We start from the raw sequence: 25281 nt of genomic DNA on the forward strand, positions 1-25281 counted from the left end.
AATGGCCAAAGCGGTCGCCGCAACGCCGGCGTCGCGGCTCAATGGCCAAAGCGGTCGCCGCAACGCCGGCGTCGCGGCTCAATGGCCAAAGCGGTCGCCGCAACGCCGGCGCCGCGCCGCGGTGGCCAAAGCGGTCGCCGCGGCGCCGGCGCCGGGGTCAGACCAGGAGGTAGTCCGCGGCCGACGGCGCGGCGGCGTGCGCCACCCCGCCGGAGGCCGCGCCCGCAAGGCCGATGATGAAGCCGGCGACCTCCGAGCCCAGGTCCTCGACGATCTCGTGCACCTCCGCCGCCGTGGCGTCGTCGTCCAGGGCGGCGAACGCGTCCTGGGCCGCGACGAAGGCGGCCAGTTCGTCATCGTCCAGGGCGAGGAAGCCGGTGTCGGCCAGGGTGCGGGCGTCGGTCGCGGCCTCGGTCAGCGCGGCGAGTCCGGTGTCCGACAGCTTGGCGAAATCCCCGTCGATCACCGCCTGAACGGCGGCGGCGGCGGCGGCGACGACGTCGAGCTCGTCGTCGTCCACGGTCGCGTCGGCGTACACCGCGTCGAGCTGCGCCTGAACGGCCTGGAGGCTGGCGACGACCTCGGCGGACAGGTCGTCGGCATCCTCGTCCAACAGGCCGTCGATCTTGTCGATGGCCAACGAGACGACGGTGTCGTCGACCCCGTCGCCGTCGCGGTCGCCGACCTCGCGGTCGCCGTGCTCGGCGACCCGCTCCAGGGTATGGGCGAGGCCGTTCAGCAGGCGCTCGTAGGGACCGAGACCCTCGACCCCTTCGGCCACCTGCTCCTCCAGCCGGTCGGCGATCGCCTCGACGCGGGTGGTGGCGCCGTCGGGCAGGGTGACGCCGCCGTCCGCCACCACCTGGTCGACCCAGGCCTCGAGATCCTCGGCCTCCAGCCGCTGCGGCCCGTGCCCGCCGCCGGCGCCCTCGCCCCGGGCGCCGAACCCGCCGCCCAGGCGGCCCACCCCATGCGCTCCGTTCGCCATGATCGAATCCTCCGTTCCCGTTGCCGTATCGTCGTGGGAAGTTTTCCCGCAACGCCGCCATGGTGCGTGGGATAATCTCCCACGTCAATTGGAAATGCGAACCCGTGGCGCCTAGTCAGGCGGCGGGCGCCGTGGTAGGTTGTGGGTTCTTTTCCCACGCCGGAGCGGCGCGGGGTCAGCGGGGCCGGGGGGACCAGGGTGGCGGCAGGGGACGAGGGAGAGGATCGGCGGGCGGCGGTGGCGACGCCCTCGCCGGCGCTGGTGGCGGCGTTGCGCCGTGTGCTGCGCCCGCTGGTGCGCATCCTGATCCGCCACGGGGTGACCTATCCGAGCCTTTCCGGCCTGCTCAAGGCCGCCTACGTGGAAGAGGCGGAGCGCTGGTTCTCCTTGCCGGGGAAGCCCACCACCGACAGCCGGGTCACCCTGCTCACCGGCGTGCACCGCAAGGACGTGTCGCGCCTGCGCGGCGGTGGCGCCGATCCCCAGGAGGCGCTGTCGCCGTCGCTGGGCGCACAGGTGCTGGGGCGCTGGATCGGCCATCCCGACTACCGCGGCGCGGACGGCCGGCCGGCGCCCCTGGGGCGCGGGCGTGGCGATGGCGGTGCGGGCGGTGGCGGCGGCCCCAGCTTCGAAGGGCTGGTCGAGGCCATCAGCAAGGACATCCGCCCGCGCGCCCTGCTCGACGAGCTGCTGCGCGCCGGACTGGTGTGCGAGCGGCCGGACGGCAGCCTGGAACTGGTGGAGGCGGCCCACCTGCCGCGGGGCGACCACGACACGATGGCGTTCTGGTTCGGCCGCAACGTGGCCGACCACATCGCCGCCGCCGCCCACAACCTGTCGGGTGCGGAGCCGCCGTTTCTCGAACGTGCGGCCTTCCACCAGGGGCTGCGGCGCGAGTCGGTGGACCGGCTCAACGCCGAGGCCAAGGCGCGCGGGATGGAGACGCTGGTCGGTCTCAACGAGCTGGCCACCCGCCTGGGCGAGGCGGACCGTGGCGCACCCGACGCCACCCACCGGTTCGTCGCCGGCCTCTACGTCTACGCCGAGGACCTGGAGGGGCCCCCGCCATGCTGACCCGCCGCCTCGTCCTGCGCGGCCTGGCCGGCGGCGCACTGGCGCTGCCGGCCGCTCCCGGCCGCGGCGCACCCGGCGGCATCGGGGGGACGGGCGTGTCGGGGTCGGGCGACGGCGGCGGAATCGGGGGGACGGGGATCGGCGGGGCGGGCATCGTCGGCACCATCACCCAGTTCGGCAGCATCTGGGTCAACGGCGTCGAGATCGCCACCCCGGAGGGGCTGCCGGTCAGCGTCGAAGGGCGGCCGCAGGATACCGCCGTGCTGCGCCTGGGACACCAGGTGGCGGTCGCCGCCTGGTGGCAGACCGACACCCTCCTCGCAGCCAGGGTGGAGGTGCGCTACGCGGCGGCCGGCACGGTTGACGGCGTTGCCGCGGACGGCACGGAGCTGACGCTGCTCGGCCAGCGCATCGACCTCACCGCGCTGCCCGACGCCGCCCCGCCGGCGGTCGGCGCGAGCATCGCCGTCTCCGGCCTGCGGCGCGCCGACGGCAGCGTGGCGGCCAGCCGCCTCGACCCGTGGCCCCAGGAGCGCGGCTGGCTGCTCCGCGGCCCGCTCGCGGCCGCGCCCGGCGGCGTCTCGGTGGCCGGCCTGGCCCTGGCGTTGCCCCCGGGGATGCCGCCGCCGCCGGAGGGGCCAGGGCGTGTCGAGGGCATCTGGTTCCACGGCCGGCCGGCGCCGACCCTGATCGCCCCCGCGCCGCTCAACCCGTTCGGCGCGGCGGTGGAGCGCCTGTCGGTGGAAGCGGCCGTCGACGCTGCCGGGCGCCTGCCGCCGGATCTGGTCGCCGCGCTGGACGGCGCCACCCTCCCGCCCGCCGTCGCGCCGGGCAGCCGGGTGGTGGTCGACGGCACCTGGAGCGCCGCCGGCCGGTTCCACGTGGAGCGGGCGTCCGGGGCCGCCGGGCTCGGCGGGCGCAGCCTTCCCGACCCGGGGGCGCCGACCCCGGCCGACCGCTTCGGCCGGGCTCCCGGCCGGCGGGCCGGGCCGGAGGCCGGCCGGTCCCGCGGCGCCGCCGGGCCCCGCGGCGGTGCCGCGGGGCGTGGCGGCCCCGGTGGCGGTGGCCCCGGTGGCAGGGGCGGGGGCGGCAGGGGGGGAGGAGGCGGCCCCGGCGGTGGAGGCGGCGGCGGGGGCGGCGGGGGCCGCTGACCCCCGTCGCCGGGATGGCCGATCGCGGCTCAGCCCTGCACGTCGAACAGGCTCATCCAGCCCTTCTCGGCGAACTCCGCCTGGTGGGCATGGAACATGTACGGTCCGGGCTCGTGCAGGGCGTAGCTCATCTCCACGATGCCGCGCTGTCCCTGGCATTGGGTGATGGTGTCGACGGTCCGCAGCGTCGGCGTCAACGTCGTGCCCGTGTCGTGGTAGTCGAAGAAGTTGGCGTGCGTGTGAAAGGAGTTGATGAGGTCGAACTCCGTCATGTTGCCCAGGTAGATGCGGATGGGGCGCTTGCCGTCCACCGGAATGGGGCGGCGGTGGTAGACGTCGGCGACGGTGTTGACCGCATAGACCTCGTTCTCGCCGTCGTCGTTGGTGTCGAAGCCGTTCATGATCATCATCATCTCCTGCCACCGCGCGTTCTCTTCGGTGCCCAGCAGGCGCGACCGGGCCACCGCCGCGTGCTCGGGATGGCGCTCCGGATCGGGATCGATGACGAAGGCGCCGTAGAGGCCGCGGAAGATGTGCGGCGCCAGCGGCACGGAATGGCAGTGGTAGAGGTGGCAGCCGAAGGGGTGGGCGTCGAACTCGTAGACCACGCTCTCGCCGGGCGCCGGCTCGCCGACGCCCGGCGTGCCGTCCATGCGCCAGCCGTGGATGCCATGGAAATGCATGGTGTGCGGCATGCAGGTGCGGTTGGTGAAATGGATGCGGACCCGGTCGCCCTCCGTCACCCGGATGGACGGGCCGGGAACCCGGCCGTTGTAGGTCCAGGCCGGGAACAGGACGCCGGGAGCGATCTCGATCACCTTCTCCAGGGCGGTGACGGTGAACTCGCGGACCCGCCGGCCCTCCCGGTCGCGCGACACCACGCCGGTGTCCCAGTCCGTCAGCATGGCGTGGGCGTCGATCGCCTGGCCGTCCCAGTCCTCCGCACACAGCAGGCCGGCCCCGGCCGGTCGGCCGGGCACATGGCCGGTGTGGCCGGTGTGGCCGGTCTGACCGCCGGCGGCCCGGACGGCATCGCCCATGGCGGCGGCGGCGGGAATAGCAACGCCGAGTCCGCCGGTTCCGAGAACCGCCCCGAGCAGGGCGCGGCGTCCCAGCGGCAGGGCGGCGGACGACGGGGGCGCGTGGCGTTTGATGGCGCTGCGGACGGTCATGACGGCGGTCTCCTCTGTGTGGGGCGCGGCGGCGTTGGTGTACGTGGGTATTTTTCCCACATCTCACCTCAAGGGTGCGTGGGATAATTTCCCCCGTCAAGAAGAACCGCACGCGGTGCCCTGGGCCACGTCCGGCCCGGCCGCGGGACCGATTGACAGGCGCCGGTTCCCGGGCTCCCATGGCTGGCAACACGAACAATGCCCGTCACGCGGCACCCGCCAGGGAGGACCCCCATGCCACGCGCCCATGCCCATCCCCTGCCCCCCTCCGGCGAGCGGGGATTCACCGTGGAAACCGCGTCGATGAAGTTCGGCCCGGGCATGCTGGCCGAGATCGGGGCCGACGCCCGTGCGCTGGGCATGCGGCGGGTCGCCCTGTTCACCGAACCCAACGTGATGGACACCGCGCCCTTCCAGGCCGCCCTGGACGGGTTGACCCAGGAGGGGCTGGAGGTGGGCATCTTCCACCGCTGCCGGGTCGAGCCGACCAGCGACTCCTTCCTGGAGGCCGCGGCCTTCGCGCGCGACGGCTGTTTCGACGGCTTCGTCTCGATCGGCGGCGGCTCGGTCATCGACACCGCCAAGGCGGCGAACCTCTACGCCACCCACCCCGCCCATTTCCTGACCTACGTGAACCGGCCGCTGGGCGAGGGCCAGCCGGTCCCGGGCCCGGTGAAGCCGCACATCGCCTGCCCCACCACCTGCGGCACCGGCAGCGAAACCACCGGTGTGGCGATCTTCGACCATGGGGAGCGGCAGGTGAAGACGGGCATCTCGTCGCGCCACCTGCGCCCCACCCTGGCGGTGGTCGACCCCACCACCACCTACAGCCTGCCGGCCGGGGTCGTCGCCTCCACCGGCTTCGACGTGCTGACCCATGCCATCGAATCCCACACGGCGCGTCCCTTCCGCAGCCGGCCGCGGCCGGAGGCGCCGGCCGCCCGGCCGCCCTACCAGGGGGCCAACCCGTGGTCGGACATCGGCAGCCTGCACGCGATCCGTCTGGGCGGCGCGCACCTGGAGCGGGCGGTGCGCGACCCGGACGACCGCGCGGCGCGCGACGCCCTGATGTTCGCCGCGACCCTGGCCGGCCTGGCCTTCGGCAACGCCGGGGTGCACATCCCCCACGCCATGTCCTACGCCGTCGCCGGGATGAACCACAGCTACCGCGCCGCCGGCTACGAGGCGGCGGCGCCCATGGTGCCCCACGGCCTGTCGGTGGTGCTGAACGCCCCCGCCGCCTTCCGCTTCACCGGGCCGGCGGCGCCCGACGCCCACCGCCGCGCCGCCGAGGCGTTGGGCGGCGATCCCGCGGACCGGCCGGACGATGCCGGGGCGGCGCTCGCCGACCGCCTCATCGCCCTGATGCGCGCGACCGGGCTGCCCAACGGCCTGTCGGCGCTGGGCTACAGTGACGGCGACATCCCGGCCCTGGCCCGCGGAGCCATGGCCCAGCAGCGCCTGCTGGCGATCGCCCCCTGCCCGGTGGAGGAGGCCGATCTCCGCGCCCTCTACGCCGATGCGATGGCCTATTGGTGAGCGTCGCGGCGGCTACCCCGCGACGAATCCCGCGGGCCGCCGGCGGAAACGGTCGGCGTCGGCGTCGAACACCCTGTAGGCCCAGCCCGAGAAGCGCTGCTGCCACGCCTCGGCCTGCGCCCGGGCCTGCGCCGGCCCGAGCCGGCCCGCGGCGGCGCTTCCGGCGTCGCCGTCCACCGTGACGGCGGGATCGTAGGAGGCGGCCAGGACGATCCAGCTGGCGTCCTCGTGGACCGCCGTGCGCACCGTCAGCACCACCCCGTCGACGGTGCGGACGATGGCGGCGGGGGCATCGGCGAAGAGCGCGGGATCGGCCCGCCGCACGTCTTCGAACGACAGCGCCGCCAGGGCCGCGACCGTGCCCTCCACGGCCGCCCGGCGGGGCAGCGCCCCGTCCGGCAGGCCGGCCGCCGCGAACTCCGGCTCCCCCGGGTCGGGCCGCGACAGGACCACCGCCGCCCCGTCGGGCTGACGGATCTCCACCGACGCCACCCGCCCGGGCGGGACCCGGGGCAGCCGCCGGTCGATCCAGCGCAGCGGCTCCGCCACGGGCGGGCTCAGGGAACCGCGTGCCAGCCACGCCCGCGCGTCCCCCGGCTTGCGCACATAGACGGCGCTCCCGTCGCCGCCCCCGTCGCCCCCGCCGGCGCCGGCGGCGCGGTTGCCGACCAGCAGGTCGGCCATCGCCTTGCCGTCGCCACCAGCCAGGACGATCCGCACCGAGCCGGCGCCGGGCGCCACGTCCTCCACCCCGATGCGCGGATACAACGCCGGCCGGGCGGTGCGCGGCCCGACCGCCTGCAACCCGGCCATGGCGATCACCAGCCCCTTCACCCGGTCGGCGTCGGCGGCGTAGCCGTCCTTCTGCGCCACCATCCATGGCCCGTCGCCGGCCCGCGCCAACGTCACCGCCGCGGCGGAGGAGACCACCTCGATGCGGGCGACCTGGTTGATCCGCGCCGCCAGACCGGGGAACAGGGGAGCGGGCGGCCGGGCCGCGTCCGTCCCCGGCCGGCGGTGGACGGCCAGCGCCGCCGCGGCCACGGTGGCGGCGGTCGTGACCGCCAGGATCACCAGGGATCGCCTGCGCATCGCCCCCTCCTCTGCCATGCTCCGCCCTGCCGGACCCCCGCGGCCCTACCCCCCGCCACCCTCGCTACCCCACGGCGCCGCGGCGGCGGAGGCGCCACAGCGCCAGCCCGACCGCCAGCACCGTCACCAGCGCCGGGACGCCGACGATGTTCACCGCCTTGACCGTCGCCGCCAGGGTGTCGATGTCCCGGTTCAGGGTGTGCTGGACGGCGCGCAGCTCCTTGCGGATGCGCAGCACCTCGCCCCGGAACCGCTCGATGGCGGCCTGCTCCTCCGCGCTCAGGAGGGCCCCGGCCGGCGCCGCGGCCGTGCCCTGGAGATCGGCGATGCGCGCCTCGGTCTCGCGCAGGTCGGCCTCCAGCTCCCGCTCGCGGGCCAGCATCGCCTGGTTGGCGGCACGCCGCATCGCCTGCACCAGAACGAAGGGCCGGTCGGAGCCGGCCCGCCCGCGCAGGCCGATCAGGTCGGCGGCCCCGGCGAGGTTCTCCACGGCGTTGACCACGAAGTCACCGTTGCCGGCGAACGGCACCGCCATGCGCTGCCCCAGCACGGTTTGCTGGTCGACCCAGAAGCGGTCCTCCAGCAGGTCGCTGTCGGCGACGACGATGAGGTTGGCCGGGCGCTCGCCGGGCGCCGCCGGGGCGCCCGCCTCCGGCCGCTCGGCGCCCAGCCCGTCGGCGGGGGCGGCCGCCGCGGTGGGATCCGCCCCGGACCGCGGCGCGGGCGGCCCGTCGGGAAAGGCGGAGGACAGCGTCCCGGCGACGCGCGCGGCGAGCGTGTGGGGGCCGTCTCCCGGTCCCAGCGCCGCCGCCAGCCCCTCCGGGTCGGGCGGCCCGGCGAGACGCGCCGTCGGAACGCGCTGGCCGGCCGCAGAGGAGGTCAGCAGGGGGGTCACCGCCACCGCCGCCCCCTCCCGGGCCGAGAGGCTTCCGGCCGAGGCGAGGTTGACGGCGCCGAGGTCGGCGGTCACCACGTCGCCGCGGTCGCGCTCCCCCGCGCCCAGGGACAGCCATGCCGGGTAGGGCACGGTGCGCCGCCCCGTGCTGACCGGGATGGCCAGCCGGGAATCCGCCACGAAGGTCGCGGGGTCCATGACGATGCCCCAGGCCTCGAACAGATCCGGCAGCGCCGCCGTGGCGTCCGCCGCCAAGGCCGGGTCCCCCGGCGGCGGCCCGGCGGCGCTCTCCGCCCAGGGGTCGACGAACAGGAGGGTGCGCCCGCCCTCGACCACGAACCGGTCGATGGCGTAGAGGGCGCGCGGCGCCAGGCCGCGCGGCCGCGCCACCACCAGCACGTCCACGTCGGCGTCGATGCCGGCGTCGATGGCGGCCTTGGCGGCGACCGCGTCGGGCGGCAGCAGGCGCACGTCGAACAGGGCGCGCAACGCCGTCAGGACTCCGTACGGACGGGCGCCGTCGCGCAGCGCCGCCGCCATCCCGCCGGGGCCGAGCTCCAGCGGCATCGCCGTGAGGATGGCGACGACGGGGCGCCGGGCCGCCGCGAGAGTGTGGACCATGCGGGTCAGGTCGTGCTCGAGGAACGCCTCCCGCTCCCGCTGGAAGAACGGGATGACCTCGTGACCGTCGACGGCGTTGGTGCCCTCCAGGCCGAAGTACAGCTGGCGGCCGGTGTCGCGGTCGAGCGGCACCCCGGCGATGCCCGCCTGCACCGCCCGCTCCTCCTCCTGCGACCATGGCTCGGGGTCGATCACGTCGAGGCGCACCCGCCCGCCGGAGCGTGCGGCGTACTCCTCCAGCAACTCGCGCACGCGCTGGCCGTACGTTCGCAACGCCGGCACCTCGCCGGCCAGGCGCTCGGAGAAGTACAGGCGCAGCGTCACCGGCTCCTCCACCGCCGCGAGCACCCGCACGGTGGCCGGCGACAGGGTGTAGAGCCCTTGCGCGGTGAGGTCGAGGCGGGCGTGGCGCAGGGTGGCGCCGGCCAGCACGTTCACCGCCACGAACAGCACGGCGGCCAGGGCCAGGGCCAGCAGGGAGGCGGTCGTGCGGCTCATCGCTCCCTCCTCAGCCGCCCTTGCGCAGATCGACGGCGACCGCGTTGGCGAACAGCCAGACCGCGATCAGCGACGCGAAGAACACCAGGTCGCGCAGGTCGAGCACGCCGTCGACGATCGCGGCGAAGCGGGTGAGCAGGCTGAACGAGGCGACCGTGTCGACCAGCAGCGGCGGCGCCCAGCCGACCACCGCGTCGAGCACGATCGGGCTTCCCGCCACCGTGAACAGCAGGCAGACCACGACGCCGACCACGAAGGCGACGACCTGGCTGCGGGTCAGCGCCGACAGGCAGGCGCCGATCGCCAGGTAGCCGCCGGCCATCAGCAGGCTGCCGAGATAGCCCGCCAGCACGACCCCGTTGTCGGGGTCGCCCAGCACGTTCACTGTGATCCACAGCGGCGCCGTCAGGGCCAGGACCAGGGCGGCGAAGGCCCAGGCGGCGAAGAACTTGCCGACCACCACGCCGGCCACCTCGACCGGCAGGGTCAGCAGCAGCTCCATGGTGCCCGACCGCCGCTCCTCGGCCCACAGCCGCATCGTCACGGCCGGCATCAGCACCACGTACAGCCAGGGATGGAAGGCGAAGAACGGCTTCAGATCGGCCTGTCCGCGTTCGAACAGCGCGCCCACCTGGAAGGTGAGGATGCCGGCCAGCAGCAGAAAGCCGACGATGACCACGCTCGCCACCGGCGTTGCGAAATAGCCGGCGAACTCGCGGCGGAACACCGCGCCGGCGCCGGTCAGCATCGTGCCACCGCCGCTCCGGTGCCCAGGACGCCCGCGGCGCCCGCGGCGCCGGTGCCCAGGGTGATGCGGCGGAACACCGCGTCGAGGCCGCCCGGCGCCGCCACGTAGGGGCCGATCCGCCACCCCTGGTCGGTGGGTTCGCCCTCGGCCAGCACGCGGCCGCCGCCGATGACAATGGCCCGGCTGCACACCGCCTCCACCTCCTCCAGGATGTGGGTCGACACCACGATCGCCTTTTCCGCGGCCATGGCGCGGATCAGGCCGCGCACCTGGTGCTTCTGGTTGGGGTCCAGGCCATCGGTGGGCTCGTCCAGGATCAGCACGTCGGGGTCGTGAAGGATGGCCTGGGCGAGCGCCACCCGGCGGCGGAACCCCTTGGACAGCGTCTCGATGGGCCGGTGGAGGACGGCGCCCAGGTCGAGCAGCTCGACCGTCCAGTCGACCCGCGCCCGGGCCGCCGCACCGGCCAGGCCGCGGGCGGCGGCGACGAAGCCGAGGAACCCGTGGGGCGTCATGTCGGGATAGGTCGGCGCCCCTTCCGGCAGGTAGCCGATGCGCCGGCGCGCCTCCAGGGGCCGCTCCGCCACGTCGAAGCCGCAGACCCGCACCCGTCCGGCACTGGGCGCCAGGAATCCCGTCACCATCTTCATGGTCGTCGACTTGCCCGCGCCGTTCGGTCCGAGCACGCCCAGCACCGTGCCGCGCTCGACCGCGACGCTGATGCCGTCGACCGCGGTGACGCGGCCGAAGCGCTTCACCAGATTCTCGATCACGATCATCGCCATGGGGGTCGCCACCTCTTGTCCGGACCCATCCCATCCGCCCCTTGGGGCCTATCGCGAGAGGCACGCGAGCTCAAGCATCATTTTGCGTCGAATTGCCGGATTCCCAGGGGGACGACGGCATGGAGCTGACCGGCCGCTACCGCATTCCGGCCGCCCGCGCGCGGGTCTTCGCCGCCCTGTGCGACCCCGACGTGCTGGCCTTCTGCGTGCCCGCCTGCGAACACGTGACGCGCCTGTCCACGACCGAGTACGCGGCCCGGCTGAGCGCCCGGGTTGGTCCGCTGACGGTCGGCTTCGACAGCCGCCTCACCGTCGATCCCGTCGACCCGCCACGGTTCTACAGGCTGGCCGGGGAAGGGCGCGGCGGCCTCGCCGGGATCATCGCGGCGACCGCCACCGTCACCCTGGAGGAGGCCGCCGGCGGGCACACGATCCTCACCTTCACGGCGCGTGCCGACGTCGGTGGCCGGCTCGCCGCCCTGGCCGGCCGTCTGGTGCGCTCCAGCGCCACCGGCCACGCCGACCGCTTCTTCGCCCGCTTCAGCGAGGCCGTGGCGGCACGGGAATGGACGATGGAGCACGGCCCCCCGCCCGCCGCGCCACCGCCGCGCTGACGGCACGGCCGCGGGCACGCTCAGCCACGCCACAGGCCGCGCCGCGGGCGGGAGAACGCGCCAGCCCGGCGGCCGCGCCGTCACCGCCCAGCGGGTCGGCGGGCAGCCGGGCCGCCGGCATCGGCGAACCGGGCGGCGGCGGCCCAGGCGGGGCTTGTGCTGCGGCACCGTCTCGGCCAACCATGGACCCCTGACGGCGGCCCGCGACCAGGGCGGCGGGGAGGCATGGGCACAGACGCATGGGCGGACCGGACGACGACGAACACAGCCGCGGCCGGTTGCGCCTGCGCATCCTCTACGCGGGCGGCTCGGTCGGGCCGGGCAAGGTCCGCCTGCTCGAAGGGGTGCGCCGCCACGGGTCGATCTCCGCCGCGGCGCGCGACGTGAACATGCCGTTCCGCCGGGCCTGGCAGCTCATCGACACCATGCACCGCCTTTTCCGCGAGCCGGTGGTGAAGGCCACCGCCGGCGGCCGCAGCGGCGGCGGTGCCGAACTGACTCCCCTGGGAGAGGAGTTGATCGCACGCTACCGCGCGATGGAGCGCGCCGCCCTGGATGCGGCGCAGCCGCACATGGACCGCCTCGATTCCCTCACCCGCCCACCGCCCGCGGCCGGCCCGGAGGCCGGCACGGACACCGGCACGGACACCGGCACGGACACCGGCGAGGACCCCGCCGGGGACGGCTGACGGGGCGGCGTCGGACTGGGCGCGCGGCGCCACGCCAGGCTTGAAAAGTGGCGCCGGACCTGGGCGAAATAGGGCTCATGCTGCACCGCGAAGGGACGCCGCCATGCCCCCACCCGCCGATGCCGGCGCCCCCGACGGGCCGCCCGACGCCGTGCTGTTCAGCCGCATCCTGTCGCACGCCCTCGCCGAGTCCGACCGGCCGCTCACCGAGGCGCTTGGCCTCGCCCGCGACGCCCTGGCCGCGCTGGCGGCGCGCCACGCGCCGGCGGCGACGCCCCATGTCGCCGCCCTGCCGGACGGCGCCGGTCCCGGCGACGACGAGCTGGAGGAGGCCGACCTGCGCGCCTTCATCCTGGAGCATCGCGCCGGGGCGGCGGAGGAGGAGGAGTGGCTGGCCGCCATCGTCGCCCGTCGCACGCTGGCGGCGCGACACCTGTGGCAGGACATGGGGTTCGCCAGCCGCGGCGAGCTGAGCACGATGTTCCGCCGGCACTTCCCGGCGCTGGCGGCGCTCAACGCCGGCGACATGAGGTGGAAGAAGTTCTTCTACCGCCAGCTCTGCTCGCGGGAGGGGTTCTTGCTGTGCAAGTCCCCCAACTGCGACCACTGCGAGGACCGCGCCGCGTGCTTCACGACGGACTGAGCCCCGGCTTCCGCCGCTATTCCGCGACAGCGGCCAGGGGGTTGCCGAGCGCCCGGTCGAGGTAGTCGTCGACCTCGCGGGACAAGTCGTCGGTCCGGTTGACGAAGTAATGGTTGGCGCCGACCACCGTTCGGTGGTCGATCCGGATGTCCCTCTGCGCCGACAGTTTGGTCACCAGCTTCTGCACCGCCGGCTGGGGCACCACCTCGTCGCGGTCACCGTTGACGATCAGGCCCGACGACGGGCACGGCGCGAGGAACGAGAAATCGAACCGGTTGACCGGCGGCGAGATGGAGACGAAGCCGTCGATCTCCGGCCGCCGCATCAGCAGCTGCATGCCGACCCATGACCCGAAGGACACCCCGGCGATCCAGCACAGCGCCGCGTTCGGGTTGTAGGTCTGCAGCCAGTCGAGCGCCGCGGCGGCGTCGGCCAGTTCCCCCTCGCCCTTGTCGAAGGTGCCCTGGCTGCGCCCGACACCGCGGAAATTGAAGCGCAGCACCGAATGGCCGCGCTTCAGGAACGACTGGAACAGGGTGTAGACCACCTTGTTGCTCATCGTCCCACCGTGCTGCGGATGGGGGTGCAGCATCAGGGCGACCGGTGCGTTGGGCGCCTTGCCGTGGACATACCGTCCCTCGAGGCGACCGGCAGGGCCGTTAATCATCACTTCAGGCATGGGGGCGACGATCCTGACGCGAACCGGAACGAACACGAACCACCGGGCGCGAGGCACCCGGACGGTGCGACACGCTAATGTGGTTGCGCGGTTCGGGCCACGTTTTTTGTGAATCCAATTCTTGACCGTTTTGGTTGGTCATCATATATGCGTCGGTATGTCGTCCGGGGCAACCCGCGCAACCGGAAGGGCTGGGGTTCGAACCGTTCCTGAGAGAGAGCGCGGACTATACCACGGCGAGTGAGTCGGTGTTCAAGCATCTTCGCGAAGAAATCGACGGAATCATGGCCCGGGACCCGGCCGCGACATCGCGGCTGGAGGTGGCGCTTTGCTACCCCGGGCTGCACGCGCTGCTGGCCCATCGCATCGCCCATTATTTCTGGCAGCGCGGCTGGAGTCTGGCCGCGCGCGTCGTTTCGCAGACGGCGCGGGCGCTGACCGGGATCGAGATCCATCCCGGGGCGACCATCGGCCGGCGTTTCTTCATCGACCACGGCATGGGCGTCGTGATCGGCGAGACGGCGGAGATCGGCGACGACGTCATGCTCTACCACGGGGTGACCCTGGGCGGCACGTCGCTGCACCAGGGCAAGCGCCACCCGACGCTGGAGGACGGCGTCATCGTCGGCGCCGGGGCCAAGATCCTGGGCGGCATCACGGTGGGGGCCGGCGCCCGGGTCGGCGCCAACGCGGTGGTGGTCGCCGCGGTGCCCGCAGGCGTCACCGTGGTCGGCATCCCCGGCCGTGTCGTCGTCCCCCGCGACAAGTCCGACGCGGCGAAGTTCCTGCCCTACGGCACCCCCTGCGGCGACATCCCCGACCCGGTGGCGCGCGCCCTGTCCGGCCTGCTGGACCAGGTGCAGAGCCTGCGCCAGCGGGTCGAGGAACTGGAGCAGGAGCGTGCGCCGGACGGCGGCGCGCACGACGGCGAGGCGGTCGACGGGGACGGCGCGGCGCGCGAGCGGCGGCCGGCCCCGGCGGGCCCCTGTTGACACGAAGCGGCCCGGGCTCGCCCAATCCGGGACCGTAGGGTTCCGGGTGCCGGCCCCAAAGAGGGAGAGACAGACATGAGACTGAGCACCAAGGGACGCTACGCGGTCATGGCGATGGTGGATCTGGCGGCCAACAGCAACGGCCACCCGGTCGCCCTGGCCGACATCGCCGAGCGCCAGGAGATCTCTCTCTCGTATCTGGAGCAGCTGTTCGCGAAGCTGCGCAAAGGCGGTCTGGTGAAGAGCGTGCGCGGTCCGGGCGGCGGCTATCTGCTGGCCCACACCGCCGACACCACCCGGGTGTCGGACATCATCCTGGCGGTCGACGAGCCGATCCGCACCACGCGCTGCGCCAACATCACCCCCCAGGGCTGCCGCACCAACCGCTCGCGCTGCCTGACCCACGACCTGTGGGAGGAGCTGGGCAACCAGATCCACATGTATCTCAGCTCGGTCACCGTGGCCGACGTGGTGGCGCGCCGGGTGATCGGCACCAGCGCCTTCACCGCCAAGGCGTCGGACCCGGCCGACAGCGACAGCGCCGCCGTCGCGGCCGAGTGAGGGACGGCGGCCCGCGCGCGATGCCGCCCCCCGTCTATCTCGACCACAACGCCACGGCGCCCCTGCGGCCCGCCGCCCGGCGGGCGATGGCCGCGGCCATGGATCTGGTCGGCAACCCGTCCTCGGTGCACGCCCATGGCCGGGCGGCGCGGCGCGCCGTCGAGGACGCCCGCGCCGCGGTGGCCGCCCTCGCCGGCGCCGCGCCGGACCGGGTGGTGTTCACCGGCAGCGGCAGCGAGGCCAACAACCTGGCCCTGCGCGGTTTCCCCGGGCACCGCCTGCTGGTGTCGGCGGTGGAGCACGAGTCCGTCCTGGCGGCCGCCCCCGCCGGGGCGGCGCTGCCGGTCGACCGCAACGGGGTGGTGGACCTGGAGGCGCTGATCCGGCGCCTCGACGCCGAGGCGGCGCCGGCCCTGGTTTCGCTGATGCTGGTGAACAACGAGACGGGGGTGGTGCAGCCGGTGGCGGAGGTCGCCGCGGCGGTCCACGCCCGTGGCGGACTCCTGCACACCGACGCGGTGCAGGCGGCGGGGCGCCTCCCCCTGTCGATGGCGGATCTCGGCGCCGACCTCATGACCCTGTCGGCGCACAAGATCGGCGGCCCCGCCGGGGCCGGCGCCCTGGTGCTGGCCGCGGGGGTGGAGCCGCGGCCGCTGGTGCACGGCGGCGGCCAGGAACGGCGGCGGCGCGCCGGCACCGAGAACCTGGTCGGCCTGGCCGGCTTCGGCGCGGCGGCGGCGGACGCGCGCGACGCCGCCGGCGACCACGCCCGCACCAGCCTGCTCGGCGCGCTGCGCGACGCGCTGGAGGTCCGCGCCCTGGCGGCGGTGCCGCGGGCCCGGGTGTTCGGCGCGGCGGCGCGGCGGGTGGCCACCACCTGCTGCCTGGCCCTGCCCGGCGTCCCGGCCCAGACCCAGCTCATGGCGCTCGACCTGGCGGGCGTCTCCGTGGGCTCCGGCTCGGCCTGTTCCAGCGGCACGGTCAGGCCGTCCCACGTGTTGACGGCCATGGGGGCCGGGGCCGACGCGGCGGCGGCGGCGGTGCGCGTCAGCCTGGGCTGGACCACGACGGCGGACGACGTCGAACGGTTTCTCGACGCCTGGGTCGCCATGGCGCGCCGCCTCGGCCCGCCGGGGGCGGCGTGAGGGCGCAGGCCGGATCGTTGTCGTTGCGTCGCGCGCCCGATGCCGGTATGACCCGCCGGAACGGGCGCCGGGTGGCGCCGCCGGGCGGGCGACGCAGCCGAACGGGCATGAACGCGTCCAGGTGAATCGAACCATGAGCGAATCGGGGAAGGGCCCGGGCGGCCCGCGCATCGCGGGATCCATCGACGGCGACCTGCACAGTTGCTGGCTGTGCGGCCGGGCGGTTGCCGTCCGCGCCCTGTTCTGCCATGGCTGCGGTGCGGTGCAGCCGCCCCGTGCCCTCGACCCCTTCGCCCGCCTCGGGGTGGAGCGCCGCTTCGACCTCGACCCCGAGCATCTCGCCCGGCAGCACGCCGGGCTGTCCCGCGCCCTGACGCCGGAGCGCTTCGTCGCCCGCGGCGTCCGCCAGCAGTCCAACGCCGCCGGCCAGGCCGACGCCCTGGCCGAGGCCTACGCCACCGTGCGCGATCCGGTGCGCCGCGCCCGCTGCCTGCTGGCCCTGCTGGGTGGCGACCGCGTCGAGAACGACCCCGGCATCGCGCCCGACGAGGCCGCGTGGCGGGCCCGGCTGGAGGCCGCGACCGGCCCGGGCCCCGGCGCGGAGGCGGACGCGGACGCCAGGGCCGCCGCCATCGACCGGGTGGCGCACGAGGTCGGCGAGCGCAGCGCCGCCTGCATCCGCGAGCTGTCGCAGGCCTTCCGCGCCGGCCTCACCGGGACGGCGGCCCGGGTGCTGGCCCGGCTCGAGACGCTGGAGGCGATTGCCGCCGAGGCCCGCGCCCGGCGCCCCCGGCGCGCCCCACCCTCGTGACGCCGCACTCGTGACGCCGCACTCGTAACGCCGCCCCGCCCCATCCATCCGCGCACCGCGCATCCGCTCACCAGGGAGTTCCGAAGACCCATGCCGAAGATGACCTTCATCGAGCCCGACGGCACCCACCGCGACGTCGACGCCCCGTTGGGCCTGTCCGTGCTGGAGATTGCCCACAAGCACGGGCTCGACCTCGAAGGGGCCTGCGAGGGGTCCCTCGCCTGCTCGACCTGCCACATCATCGTCGAGCCGCAGTGGTACGACGTGCTGTCCGAGGCGACGGAGGAGGAGGAGGACATGCTCGACCTCGCCTTCGGCCTGACCAAGACCTCGCGGCTGGGCTGCCAGATCATCATGACCGAGGAACTGGACGGCCTCACCGTGCGCCTGCCCACGGGCTCGCGCAACGCCATGGGCTGAGCCAGCGCGCACGTCCGGCGCACGACCGGCGCCCGGCCGCGCTTGCGCCGCCGGGCGGCCGGGCCATATGGGGCACCATGAACACTCTCGGCCTTGCCAAGCGACCGCAGGACACCCGCGTGGTGGTGGCCATGTCGGGCGGCGTCGATTCCTCCGTGACCGCGGCGCTGCTGCGCGAGGAGGGCTACGACGTCGTCGGCATCACGCTGCAGCTCTACGACCACGGCCTGGCCCTGAAGAAGGCGGGGGCGTGCTGCGCCGGCCAGGACATCTACGACGCCCGCCAGGTCGCCGACCGCATCGGCATCCCGCACTACGTGCTGGACTACGAGAGCCGTTTCGGCGAGGACGTCATCGACGACTTCGCCGACAGCTACCTGCGCGGCGAGACGCCGATCCCCTGCGTGCGCTGCAACCAGCGGGTCAAGTTCCGCGATCTTCTGAACACCGCCCGCGACCTCGGCGCCGAGGCGCTGGCGACCGGGCACTACGTGCGCCGGATGGCCGGGCCGTCGGGGGCCGAGCTGCACCGCGCCGTCGACCCCGGCCGCGACCAGAGCTACTTCCTGTTCGCCACCACCCGCGAGCAGCTCGACTTCCTGCGCTTCCCGCTGGGCGGCCTCACCAAGCCGGAGACCCGGGCGCTGGCCGACCGCCACGGGCTGGCGGTGGCGGGCAAGCCCGACAGCCAGGACATCTGCTTCGTCCCCGACGGCTCCTACGCCGACGTTGTGGCGGCGCGCCGGCCGGGCGCGGTGGAGCCCGGCGACATCGTCCACGTCGACGGCCGCGTGCTGGGCCGCCACCGCGGCATCGTCCACTACACCGTCGGCCAGCGCAAAGGGCTGGGCATCGGCGGCCTGAAGGGCGCGGAGGAGCCGCTCTACGTGATCCGCGTCGAGGCGCCGACCCGGCGCGTCGTGGTGGGGCCCAGGCGCACCCTGGCGCGGGAGCGGGTGCGGGTGCGCGAGCTCAACTGGCTCGGCCCCGCCGCGGCCCCCGGCGTCCCGCTCCCCGCCATGGTCAAGCTGCGCTCGGCCCAGCCCGCCGCCGCCGCGACGCTGCGCCTGGGCGGGGATGGCACGGCCGAGGTGGAGCTGGCCGAGCCGCAGTTCGGCATCGCGCCGGGCCAGGCCTGCGTCATGTACGACGGCGACCGGGTGCTCGGCGGGGGCTGGATCGCGGCCGCCGGGTAGCCCCGGACGACCGGCGCCAGCGCCGGTGCGGGCGGGCACACAAGCGCTTGACACGGCCCTCCCGCTTCGCTTATCAAACCGCTCCCGGCCGGCAGCGGCCGGACCCTATGGCAGCGTAGCTCAGTGGTAGAGCAGGGGAATCATAATCCCTTGGTCGGGGGTTCAAATCCCTCCGCTGCTACCAAATCAAAAAGCCAGTCAATCCAACGGGTTGACTGGCTTTTTGCTTTCTGGCCGACGCGGTCTTCGGGGGTGCCAGTAAGCACCCAGTAAGCACGCGGCCGGCGAACTAACGGCGGAGTCCGATCACGGTCGGGATCGCCAAGCGCGTGGCGACCGGCGTGTAGATGTCCACCGGTGCGCCGGGCGCGCGAATCGACACAACCAGGGCGTAGCGGGCCGGTGTGTTCCAGCGGTCCAGGAAGGGCTTCTCCTTCCACCACCCGCCGACCGGAAAGACACCGATGGCGTCGCGCGACGCCAACTCGGCCGCGGTTCCCCGCCACCAGTCCGAATGGATCGAGCCGCGGTCGCGCAGGGTGCCGAGCAGCCAGTCGTCGCCACCAGCCGCCGTGGGCGCGCCCCCTTCTTCCTCCTCGCGGGCCGCCTTGTTGATACGGCGTCGGAAGTCGTCCAGCGGCTCGGTCGCGCGTTTGACGGCGAAGCGCAGGGCGTGCGACGCGTAGCGGTGCCGCCGCGTCCAGCCGCGCTCACCGGGATTGGGCTCAACGAAGTACGACAGCGTAAGGCGCAGTTCCACGGGCAGTTCGCCAAGCGCCTCCAGCTCGTCGCGCGGCCACGGCAGCCGGTGCAGGTTCATGTTCTTCATCGTCGCCGTGCTGCCGTCGCGCTGAAACGGCTGCACCTCGTCCTCGACCATGAGGGTGAGGTCGTTGCTGGCGCTCAGCAGAGCCCGCCCGAGATCCGGCACGCCGTAGCCGTAGCGGCGCAGCAGCGCCTGCATCTCCCGCTTGCCGCCGCACGCGTCGAACCGCGCCCGCATCGCCGGCGTCCATTCCGCGGCGTGGACGATCAGCCCGCGCACCGTCTCCGGCCACAGCCGGGGCCGGGCCGCCATGATCCGGGTGGCCATGTTGGCCGCCAGGGCCGTGGCGCCGCTGGTGTCGCCCAGCGTGTCGAACAGGCGTCGCGCGGGCCGGTAATGGGTCGTCAGCAGTTGCAGGTCGTCGATGGCTTCCGGCGGAAAGCGGCCACCCCCAGCGAGATTGCCGCCTTCGAACGTCACCTCGGGCTTGATCGGCCACTGGAGGTCCCACAACACCGACGTCCGGCTGCGCGGTGAAAGGTCTCCCGCGGGAGCCACAGGCACCCAGCCGTCGTAGGTCGGATCGGTGATGGTGATCTTGTCCGTGCAGGCGCCGACCGTCAGTGCGTTCCACGCCTGGGCGGGGTCTTCGACCAGCTCCAGATCGTTCCGGTCGAGGTAGGCGGCCGGATCGAGGTCATCCCGGATGTTGCCGGCCGAAACGACCACGAGGCGGCGCCCGGTCTCATCGAAGCAAAGCTGATCGATGGCGGACGACCACGACGACGGCCTCCCGCGTGACGGGCTCGGGCTGGTCACCGCCATACAGACGACGCGGCTGCGGAACGGCGCCTGCACCTCGGCGCGGGCGATGGCTTCACCGGTGAGTGCGCCGTACAGCTCCGGTTCGTTGTCCGGGACGCCGTCGGGCGGCAGGATCTTCACGCTTTCCAGCCGATGGGACAGAGTGACCGGATCGGCCGTCTCCAGGATCGCGTGCAGGTCGCCATAGAGCGCGGCCCCCGCCATGGCCGTGCCGTGTCCCAACCATCGGCCAGCGGTGTCGGCCACGCCCCAATCCGGATTGACCGTGTGCAGGTCCGCATCGGCGAGAGCCAGACGCAACAGCGGGTGTCCCGCCGTAGCGCCGCTGTCGAGCAGGCAAACAGCGCTGGCAGCGCCATCCGGCGGGGTCAGGCGACCGAGAAGCTCATCCGTCCACTCCCGCTGAGCGGCCCCATCCATGGCGAGGAACATGGCCGGCGTGTCCTTGGCCGCCCGCAATTCAGCCACCGCGTCGCTGTTGCGCAGCAGCCGGGTCATCGTGGCCTCATCGGCCAGGGCGAGCACCACGTCCCGTTCGGGAAAGCGGACGGCGTGCGGTTTCACAGGCACGTTCAACCGCCCGGCGACTCGCTCGAACAGGGGGCGTGTGTCGCGACGCAGCCACACCTCCCACCAGATTGTCTGACCGGGGGGCGGATACAGCGCGTCCGCATCAGTGAACAGTGAGCGCACGGTGGCCACGCGCACCGTTTCCAGGCGGGTGACCAGGGCTTGGTTCTTCGGGTGGCCCTTGGCCGTCTGTTCGGTCCGGTAGGCTTCCACCTTGTCCAGGTAGAACGACTCGGCGCCGGCCGGGATGAACACCGTGGCGGCAACCGGCCCGGCCGGATCGCCGGGATCGCGGACGGCGACGACCTCCACCGCCTTGCGGCGGTCGCCGAGCGGGTCGATGGCGGCCCGTTCGGCAGCGGCGATCTCGACCTCCAGATAGAAGCCCGGCCTGCCTTCGGCGATGCCAGGCACCCGCGCCGCCATCTCGCGGCGTCCGCCCGCGAGCGCTTCGCCGATGGCCCGTTCGAGTGCCTGTGCGTGGCCCTCACGGTCGCGCAACGGCAGTGGACGGGGCGTGATCTTCTGCGGTGGGCGGCTGTAGGGCTCGGAGGTGCCGCCGCCTTCGACGTGGAGGTGCGGTCGGTCGCGCGGAGTGCCGGGCATCGGCACGGTCTGCGGCTAGTCCGTGGTGGCGCGCCGCTCCGCGATGGCCGCGAGCAACGCCTCGGTGGTGATCGTGATGCCGCCGTCGAGCACGGCGGCTTTGGCGGCTTCATCTGCGGCGCGGGTCGATTCGGCATGGCTCAGGCCGACAGCAGCCCCCGCGATGGCTTTCCAGTTGATCCGGTCCACTGTGAATGCTGCGAGACGCGCCTTGAGCAACCGCCCGATCAAGGTGGCGTCGGGCAGCGTGTACTCCAGGACGTCGTCGAACCGGCGGAACAAGGCCCGATCAAGCAAATCCGCATGATTCGTCGCCGCGACGATCAGGCTCTGACTGTCGTCCTGCTCCAGGAATTGCAGGAAGGAGTTGAGAACGCGCCGGATTTCACCGACATCGTTCTCGGCCGTGCGGCGGGCGCCAAGCGCGTCGAACTCGTCGAAGAAGTACACGCCCCGTGTCGTTGCCATCGCCTCGAACACGAGCCGCAGCTTGCCCGCCGTGTCACCCATGAACTTGGAGATGAGACCGTCGAGCACGACGGTGAACAGTGGCAGCCGCAGTTCACCGGCCAGCGCCGCCGCCGTCATCGTCTTGCCCGCCCCGGGCGGTCCGACGAGCAGGAGCTTGCGGCGCGGCACGAGGCCATGTGCGCGAAGCCGTTCCTGCTGCGTCTGTTCCAGAAGCGTACGCCGCAGGCGCCGCTCGACGCCGTCAGTCAGAACCATGCTGTTGAGCCGCACGTCCGAGTATCGGACAGACAACAGGTTCGCCAGCTCGCCCTTCGGCTGAACCAGCGGTACGGGGCCGCCGGGCCGCCGCTCGACCGCGCTCGGCCGGACCTTGGCTGCGTCGATCAGGTCACGCAGTTCCTGGGCCAGCTTGCCGTGTCCCTGGCGCGCTTCAAGCGCGGCAACCTGCATCGCCACCGAGAGGAACTGCTGTTCATCCCCGGAGATGTGGCTCTTGAGCAGGGCAATGATGTGGCGTGCGGCGGTCATGGTAAGAACGATATAGGAACGAAGGAGCCAATCCCAAGGATTGGAGGACGCGCTGAGCGCGCGCCAATTCTAACGGCTTCTTGCCACGTTGTATCCTGCCGTAAGGCGGCACCTTGATTTTGGTGTGGATAACCAACTTGGGGGCGCGCGCCAACGATGACCTAGGCCATCCGTAGCACTCCGCCAATGGAGGCTTGGTGTGAAAGTGAACCGCGCCGGCTTTCCCCGAGGCCCCATTTTCTGAGCGCGTCGGTTCTGGCAAGCCGTCCGGCGGCGCGGGCGAAATCGCGGATCTGACGCGCATTGAGCACGGCCAGGGGCAGGCCGGCGCCGTTGCGGCGCGAGGGCCTCGACGTGGCACGCGGCACGGTGGCCCGGCTGATGCGGCAAATGGGCCTGAGGGGGGCGACGCGCGGCAGGGCGGTGCGCACGACGATCAGCGATCGGGCGGCGCCGTGCCCAGCCGATCGGGTGAACCGCCAGTTCCGGGCGTCGCGCCCGAATGCCTTATGGGTGGCGGATTTCACGTGCGTGGCCACGTGGCAGGGCTTCGTCTACGTGGCCTTCGTCATCGACACCTTCGCCCGCCGGATCGTGGGTTGGCGGGTGTCGCGCAGCGCCCATGCCGGCTTCGTGCTCTGAGCTGGTCCCTCCGCCGGTCTGTCGCCGCGGCGCGGGACGGCGCCACACACACGCCTTCCCTGCACCGGCCGGGCATGGCAAAGAGAGCGCTGGAGCAAGCGCGGGGTGTGTGGCCAATGGTGATCCAGGGCGTCTTCGAAGCGATCGATCACTACGAAGGCGTCGGCTGGTTCGCCAAGGGCTGGGCGTTCCGCCCCGACCGTCCCACCGAGGCCGTGGCCCTGGAACTGTGGTGGGAACACGGCCGGCTGGCCTGCGTCGACGCCGACCGCATGCGCCCCGACCTGCAGGCGGCCGGCCTGGGCGACGGCCGCCACGCCTTCGAGGTGGCGCTGCCCGAGGAGGTCCTGGACGGACGCCCCCACCTGCTGCACATGCTGATCGCCGACGCGCGCCTGCCGCTTGTGTCCAGCCCCCGCATGTTCACCCGTCCGCGCTTCCACGGCGCCGTCGACCTCGCCGACGGACAGGTCATCGAAGGCTGGGTCGCGGACCACGACGACGACGTTCCCCCGGTGCTCGACGTTCTCGTCGACGGCACGCTCTGCGAACGGATCGAGTGCGACTCCCCCGCCGGCGGCCGGCCGGCCGCCGGCCGGCGACACCGGTTCCGCTTTCTGCTGCCCGGCGCGTTGTGCGACGGCCGTGACCACGCCGTCGTCCTCCGGGTCAGCAACAGCGATCAGGTCTTGAAGGAGTGCCCGGTCACGGTCACCGTCGCGCCCGGCGCGGTGACGCCGCGGCTGACCGCGTTGGAGCGGCAGGACCGCCACCTGGCGAGCGAACGGCGCCGCGTGGCATGGGAGCGCATGCGCCACGCCATCCGCGAGATCGACGACGTCGCGGCCTACCAGCGCTGGTTGGCGCACCACGAGGACACCCCTCCCCCTCCTCCGCCGTCGCCGCCCCCCCCGGCCGGCGCCGGCCGGCCGCAGGTGTCGGTGATCGCCGGCGCCCGCGCCGACCTGGCCGCGCTGGTCGGCCGGCTCGGCGGCGGCGTCGGGGTGTGGGAACTGCTGCTGCCCGCTGGCGCCGATGCCGGCGCCATGGCCGGCGCCCCGGCGGTGCGGACGCTGCCGGAGGGCCCTGGCAGCCATGAGGCCACCGCCCTGCGGGCCGCCCGCGGCGCGCTGGCCATCCTGCTGCCGGACGACGTGCTGCCCCACCCCTCCGCCCTGGCGTGGCTGTCGGCGGCCCTGGCCGGCGGTGGGGTGGACGCGGCCTATGCCGACGCCGACCGGCTGGCGGCGGACGGCACCCGCCACACCCCCCGGTTCAAGCCCGACTGGGACCCGGAGCGGGCGATGGCGACCGGCTACGCCGGCGTCGCGCTGCTCCGCCGGGACGCCGCGCTGGCCGCGCTGGAGCGGCTGGAGGCCGACGGCCTGCCGGTCGGCGCGGGCGCCCTCACCGAACGCGCACTCCTGGACCTGCCGGCGGACCGCGTCGGCCACGTGCCGCGGGTGCTGTTCCATCACACCGCCGCCCCCGTTCCCGCGGCCGCGGGGCGGGCCCGCCTGGTGGCCGCGCATCTGCGCGCCGCCGGGGCGCCGGCGGTGGCCGCCGCCGAGGACGACGGCACCGTGCGCGTCCGCTGGCCGGTCCCCACGCCGGCGCCACCGGTGACCCTGATCATCCCGACCCGCGACCGGCTGCCGTTGCTGCGCGCCTGCGTCGACAGCGTTCGCAACCGGACCACCTACCCCGCGTGGTCGATCCTGATCGTCGACAACGACAGCCGCGAGCCGGAGACGCTGGCCTGGCTCGCCGGGCTGGCCGGCGACCCCCGCATCCGCGTCCACCGCCGCCCCGGCCCCTTCAACTTCTCCGCCATCAACAACGAGGCTGTCGACCTGGTCGAGACGCCACTGGTGGCGCTGGTCAACAACGACATCGAGGTGGTCACGCCGGGCTGGCTGGAGGAGATGGTGTCCCTGGCGGTGCGGCCGGAGGTCGGGGCGGTGGGCGCGAAACTGCTCCATGCCGACGGGCGCGTTCAGCACGGCGGCGTGGTGGTCGGCTTCTTCGGCGTCGCCGACAACGCCCAGCGGGCGTTCGTCCAGGGCGACCCCGGCTATTTCCAGTCGGCGACGGTCGTGCAGAACGCGTCCGCGGTGACCGCCGCCTGTCTGGTGTGCCGAACCGCGGTCTACCGCGCCGCGGGCGGGCTCGACGCCGTGAATCTGGCCGTGGCGTTCAACGACGTCGACTTCTGCCTGACCGTCCGCGACCGCGGCCTGCGGGTGCTGTGGACCCCGCACGCCCTGCTCCGCCACCACGAATCCGCGACGCGGGGCAGCGACCACTCCCGCGAGGCGCGCGAGCGGGAGGAGCGGGAGGCGCGCCATCTCACCCGCAAATGGCGGACGGACCGGACACCCGACCCCTTCTACAGCCCCAATCTCGCCCTCGACGGCGACAGCCACTGCCGTTTCGCCTGGTCCAGGTGACCCCGCGACCGGCGGTCAGCCGGACGGGGTCGGACCGGGCCGAGCTCCTTGCTCTCACCGCGCGCTGCGACTATGACGGGATTCTGCGCGTCCCGATCATCAGACATGGT

At 73.6% G+C, this 25281-nt stretch carries 22 protein-coding genes, 1 tRNA gene and 1 pseudogene; 15 read left to right on the top strand and 9 right to left on the bottom strand.

The window, feature by feature from the left end; translation table 11 throughout:
• Positions 1-157: 157 nt before the first annotated feature.
• A complete protein-coding gene (locus AC6H2I_RS24040; RefSeq protein ID WP_497503292.1) occupies positions 158-988 on the bottom strand; it encodes a hypothetical protein in 831 nt (276 codons plus the stop codon).
• A gap of 237 nt (positions 989-1225) precedes the next feature.
• Between AC6H2I_RS24040 and AC6H2I_RS24045 the strand changes: the two genes are divergently transcribed.
• Entirely contained in the window at positions 1226-2062 is an 837-nt protein-coding gene (locus tag AC6H2I_RS24045; RefSeq protein WP_497503293.1) for a DUF6502 family protein, read from the top strand.
• Positions 2056-3213, top strand: a complete 1158-nt coding sequence (locus AC6H2I_RS24050) for a DUF5666 domain-containing protein (RefSeq protein WP_497503294.1) — start codon at positions 2056-2058, stop codon at positions 3211-3213. Before AC6H2I_RS24045 ends, AC6H2I_RS24050 begins: the two co-directional genes overlap by 7 nt.
• A 29-nt stretch (positions 3214-3242) precedes the next feature.
• Here AC6H2I_RS24050 and AC6H2I_RS24055 read toward each other — a convergent pair whose 3' ends face one another.
• On the bottom strand, positions 3243-4385 hold the full coding sequence (locus AC6H2I_RS24055; RefSeq protein ID WP_497503295.1) for a multicopper oxidase domain-containing protein: 1143 nt from the start codon (positions 4383-4385) through the stop codon (positions 3243-3245).
• A 234-nt stretch (positions 4386-4619) separates the two neighbouring features.
• Between AC6H2I_RS24055 and AC6H2I_RS24060 the strand changes: the two genes are divergently transcribed.
• Positions 4620-5924, top strand: coding sequence for a hydroxyacid-oxoacid transhydrogenase (locus AC6H2I_RS24060; RefSeq protein ID WP_497503296.1), 1305 nt, complete (start codon positions 4620-4622; stop codon positions 5922-5924).
• Positions 5925-5936: 12 nt separating this feature from the next.
• On the opposite strand, the gene AC6H2I_RS24065 is transcribed toward AC6H2I_RS24060, so the two are convergent.
• From AC6H2I_RS24065 to AC6H2I_RS24080, 4 genes are all read right to left on the bottom strand, one after another.
• Positions 5937-7016 (bottom strand): DUF4340 domain-containing protein, encoded by a 1080-nt coding sequence (locus AC6H2I_RS24065; RefSeq protein WP_497503297.1) that lies wholly within the window; start codon positions 7014-7016, stop codon positions 5937-5939.
• A 64-nt stretch (positions 7017-7080) separates the two neighbouring features.
• Positions 7081-9030, bottom strand: coding sequence for a GldG family protein (locus AC6H2I_RS24070; protein WP_497503298.1), 1950 nt, complete (start codon positions 9028-9030; stop codon positions 7081-7083).
• A gap of 10 nt (positions 9031-9040) precedes the next feature.
• Positions 9041-9778 carry an ABC transporter permease subunit gene (locus tag AC6H2I_RS24075; RefSeq protein WP_497503299.1) on the bottom strand — a complete coding sequence of 246 codons (738 nt, stop codon included), beginning with the start codon at positions 9776-9778 and terminating at the stop codon, positions 9041-9043.
• Positions 9772-10563 (bottom strand): ABC transporter ATP-binding protein, encoded by a 792-nt coding sequence (locus AC6H2I_RS24080; protein ID WP_497503300.1) that lies wholly within the window; start codon positions 10561-10563, stop codon positions 9772-9774. Before AC6H2I_RS24080 ends, AC6H2I_RS24075 begins: the two co-directional genes overlap by 7 nt.
• Positions 10564-10682: 119 nt before the next feature.
• Here AC6H2I_RS24080 and AC6H2I_RS24085 point away from each other — a divergent pair, with 119 nt between their 5' ends.
• The 3 genes from AC6H2I_RS24085 to AC6H2I_RS24095 all read left to right on the top strand — a co-directional run bounded on the left by AC6H2I_RS24085 (position 10683) and on the right by AC6H2I_RS24095 (position 12509).
• Positions 10683-11177 carry an SRPBCC family protein gene (locus AC6H2I_RS24085; RefSeq protein ID WP_497503301.1) on the top strand — a complete coding sequence of 165 codons (495 nt, stop codon included), beginning with the start codon at positions 10683-10685 and terminating at the stop codon, positions 11175-11177.
• Positions 11178-11416: 239 nt separating this feature from the next.
• On the top strand, positions 11417-11866 hold the full coding sequence (locus AC6H2I_RS24090) for a winged helix-turn-helix domain-containing protein (protein WP_497503302.1): 450 nt from the start codon (positions 11417-11419) through the stop codon (positions 11864-11866).
• Between the two features lie 103 nt (positions 11867-11969).
• Positions 11970-12509 (top strand): nitrogen fixation protein NifQ, encoded by a 540-nt coding sequence (locus AC6H2I_RS24095; RefSeq protein ID WP_497503303.1) that lies wholly within the window; start codon positions 11970-11972, stop codon positions 12507-12509.
• A 16-nt stretch (positions 12510-12525) separates the two neighbouring features.
• Here AC6H2I_RS24095 and AC6H2I_RS24100 read toward each other — a convergent pair whose 3' ends face one another.
• A complete protein-coding gene (locus AC6H2I_RS24100) occupies positions 12526-13188 on the bottom strand; it encodes an alpha/beta hydrolase (RefSeq protein ID WP_497503304.1) in 663 nt (220 codons plus the stop codon).
• A 284-nt stretch (positions 13189-13472) separates the two neighbouring features.
• On the opposite strand from AC6H2I_RS24100, the gene cysE reads away from it, so the two are divergent.
• From cysE to AC6H2I_RS24135, 7 genes are all read left to right on the top strand, one after another.
• Complete coding sequence (gene cysE / locus AC6H2I_RS24105) at positions 13473-14180, top strand: serine O-acetyltransferase (RefSeq protein ID WP_497503305.1); 708 nt, start codon at positions 13473-13475, stop codon at positions 14178-14180.
• Positions 14181-14255: 75 nt separating this feature from the next.
• A complete protein-coding gene (locus AC6H2I_RS24110; protein WP_497503306.1) occupies positions 14256-14741 on the top strand; it encodes an Rrf2 family transcriptional regulator in 486 nt (161 codons plus the stop codon).
• A 20-nt stretch (positions 14742-14761) separates the two neighbouring features.
• Positions 14762-15886, top strand: a complete 1125-nt coding sequence (locus AC6H2I_RS24115) for a cysteine desulfurase family protein (RefSeq protein WP_497503307.1) — start codon at positions 14762-14764, stop codon at positions 15884-15886.
• A 133-nt stretch (positions 15887-16019) separates the two neighbouring features.
• Positions 16020-16697: a molecular chaperone DnaJ gene (locus tag AC6H2I_RS24120; RefSeq protein WP_497503308.1), complete on the top strand. Its 678-nt coding sequence runs from the start codon at positions 16020-16022 to the stop codon at positions 16695-16697.
• A gap of 90 nt (positions 16698-16787) precedes the next feature.
• Entirely contained in the window at positions 16788-17117 is a 330-nt protein-coding gene (locus tag AC6H2I_RS24125) for a ferredoxin family 2Fe-2S iron-sulfur cluster binding protein (protein WP_497503309.1), read from the top strand.
• A gap of 77 nt (positions 17118-17194) precedes the next feature.
• Positions 17195-18313, top strand: coding sequence for a tRNA 2-thiouridine(34) synthase MnmA (mnmA, locus tag AC6H2I_RS24130; protein WP_497503310.1), 1119 nt, complete (start codon positions 17195-17197; stop codon positions 18311-18313).
• Positions 18314-18422: 109 nt separating this feature from the next.
• Positions 18423-18497, top strand: a tRNA-Met gene (locus AC6H2I_RS24135).
• A 105-nt stretch (positions 18498-18602) separates the two neighbouring features.
• Here the strand turns inward: AC6H2I_RS24135 and AC6H2I_RS24140 are convergent.
• Together AC6H2I_RS24140 and AC6H2I_RS24145 are read right to left on the bottom strand one after the other, a co-directional pair.
• Positions 18603-21080 carry a S8 family peptidase gene (locus AC6H2I_RS24140; protein ID WP_497503311.1) on the bottom strand — a complete coding sequence of 826 codons (2478 nt, stop codon included), beginning with the start codon at positions 21078-21080 and terminating at the stop codon, positions 18603-18605.
• Positions 21081-21095: 15 nt separating this feature from the next.
• Positions 21096-22079, bottom strand: coding sequence for an AAA family ATPase (locus AC6H2I_RS24145; RefSeq protein WP_497503312.1), 984 nt, complete (start codon positions 22077-22079; stop codon positions 21096-21098).
• 333 nt (positions 22080-22412) lie between these two features.
• Between AC6H2I_RS24145 and AC6H2I_RS24150 the strand changes: the two are divergent.
• Both AC6H2I_RS24150 and AC6H2I_RS24155 read left to right on the top strand, forming a co-directional pair.
• Positions 22413-22718: pseudogene (locus AC6H2I_RS24150) on the top strand (DDE-type integrase/transposase/recombinase); the annotation flags it as partial.
• A 119-nt stretch (positions 22719-22837) separates the two neighbouring features.
• Positions 22838-25171, top strand: coding sequence for a glycosyltransferase (locus AC6H2I_RS24155; protein ID WP_497503313.1), 2334 nt, complete (start codon positions 22838-22840; stop codon positions 25169-25171).
• Positions 25172-25281 lie beyond the last annotated feature (110 nt).

The organism is Azospirillum sp. NS33 (assembly GCF_059703765.1).

Coding starts and splice junctions, on each gene's coding strand:
- AC6H2I_RS24140 (WP_497503311.1), bottom strand. CDS start 21,080: ATGCCCGGCACTCCGCGCGACCGACCGCACCTCCACGTCGAAGGCGGC.
- AC6H2I_RS24050 (WP_497503294.1), top strand. CDS start 2,056: ATGCTGACCCGCCGCCTCGTCCTGCGCGGCCTGGCCGGCGGCGCACTG.
- mnmA (WP_497503310.1), top strand. CDS start 17,195: ATGAACACTCTCGGCCTTGCCAAGCGACCGCAGGACACCCGCGTGGTG.
- AC6H2I_RS24095 (WP_497503303.1), top strand. CDS start 11,970: ATGCCCCCACCCGCCGATGCCGGCGCCCCCGACGGGCCGCCCGACGCC.
- AC6H2I_RS24155 (WP_497503313.1), top strand. CDS start 22,838: ATGGTGATCCAGGGCGTCTTCGAAGCGATCGATCACTACGAAGGCGTC.
- AC6H2I_RS24115 (WP_497503307.1), top strand. CDS start 14,762: ATGCCGCCCCCCGTCTATCTCGACCACAACGCCACGGCGCCCCTGCGG.
- AC6H2I_RS24125 (WP_497503309.1), top strand. CDS start 16,788: ATGCCGAAGATGACCTTCATCGAGCCCGACGGCACCCACCGCGACGTC.
- AC6H2I_RS24085 (WP_497503301.1), top strand. CDS start 10,683: ATGGAGCTGACCGGCCGCTACCGCATTCCGGCCGCCCGCGCGCGGGTC.
- AC6H2I_RS24100 (WP_497503304.1), bottom strand. CDS start 13,188: ATGCCTGAAGTGATGATTAACGGCCCTGCCGGTCGCCTCGAGGGACGG.
- AC6H2I_RS24120 (WP_497503308.1), top strand. CDS start 16,020: ATGAGCGAATCGGGGAAGGGCCCGGGCGGCCCGCGCATCGCGGGATCC.
- AC6H2I_RS24040 (WP_497503292.1), bottom strand. CDS start 988: ATGGCGAACGGAGCGCATGGGGTGGGCCGCCTGGGCGGCGGGTTCGGC.
- AC6H2I_RS24065 (WP_497503297.1), bottom strand. CDS start 7,016: ATGCGCAGGCGATCCCTGGTGATCCTGGCGGTCACGACCGCCGCCACC.
- AC6H2I_RS24110 (WP_497503306.1), top strand. CDS start 14,256: ATGAGACTGAGCACCAAGGGACGCTACGCGGTCATGGCGATGGTGGAT.
- cysE (WP_497503305.1), top strand. CDS start 13,473: ATGGCCCGGGACCCGGCCGCGACATCGCGGCTGGAGGTGGCGCTTTGC.
- AC6H2I_RS24075 (WP_497503299.1), bottom strand. CDS start 9,778: ATGCTGACCGGCGCCGGCGCGGTGTTCCGCCGCGAGTTCGCCGGCTAT.
- AC6H2I_RS24090 (WP_497503302.1), top strand. CDS start 11,417: ATGGGCGGACCGGACGACGACGAACACAGCCGCGGCCGGTTGCGCCTG.
- AC6H2I_RS24060 (WP_497503296.1), top strand. CDS start 4,620: ATGCCACGCGCCCATGCCCATCCCCTGCCCCCCTCCGGCGAGCGGGGA.
- AC6H2I_RS24070 (WP_497503298.1), bottom strand. CDS start 9,030: ATGAGCCGCACGACCGCCTCCCTGCTGGCCCTGGCCCTGGCCGCCGTG.
- AC6H2I_RS24145 (WP_497503312.1), bottom strand. CDS start 22,079: ATGACCGCCGCACGCCACATCATTGCCCTGCTCAAGAGCCACATCTCC.
- AC6H2I_RS24055 (WP_497503295.1), bottom strand. CDS start 4,385: ATGACCGTCCGCAGCGCCATCAAACGCCACGCGCCCCCGTCGTCCGCC.
- AC6H2I_RS24080 (WP_497503300.1), bottom strand. CDS start 10,563: ATGGCGATGATCGTGATCGAGAATCTGGTGAAGCGCTTCGGCCGCGTC.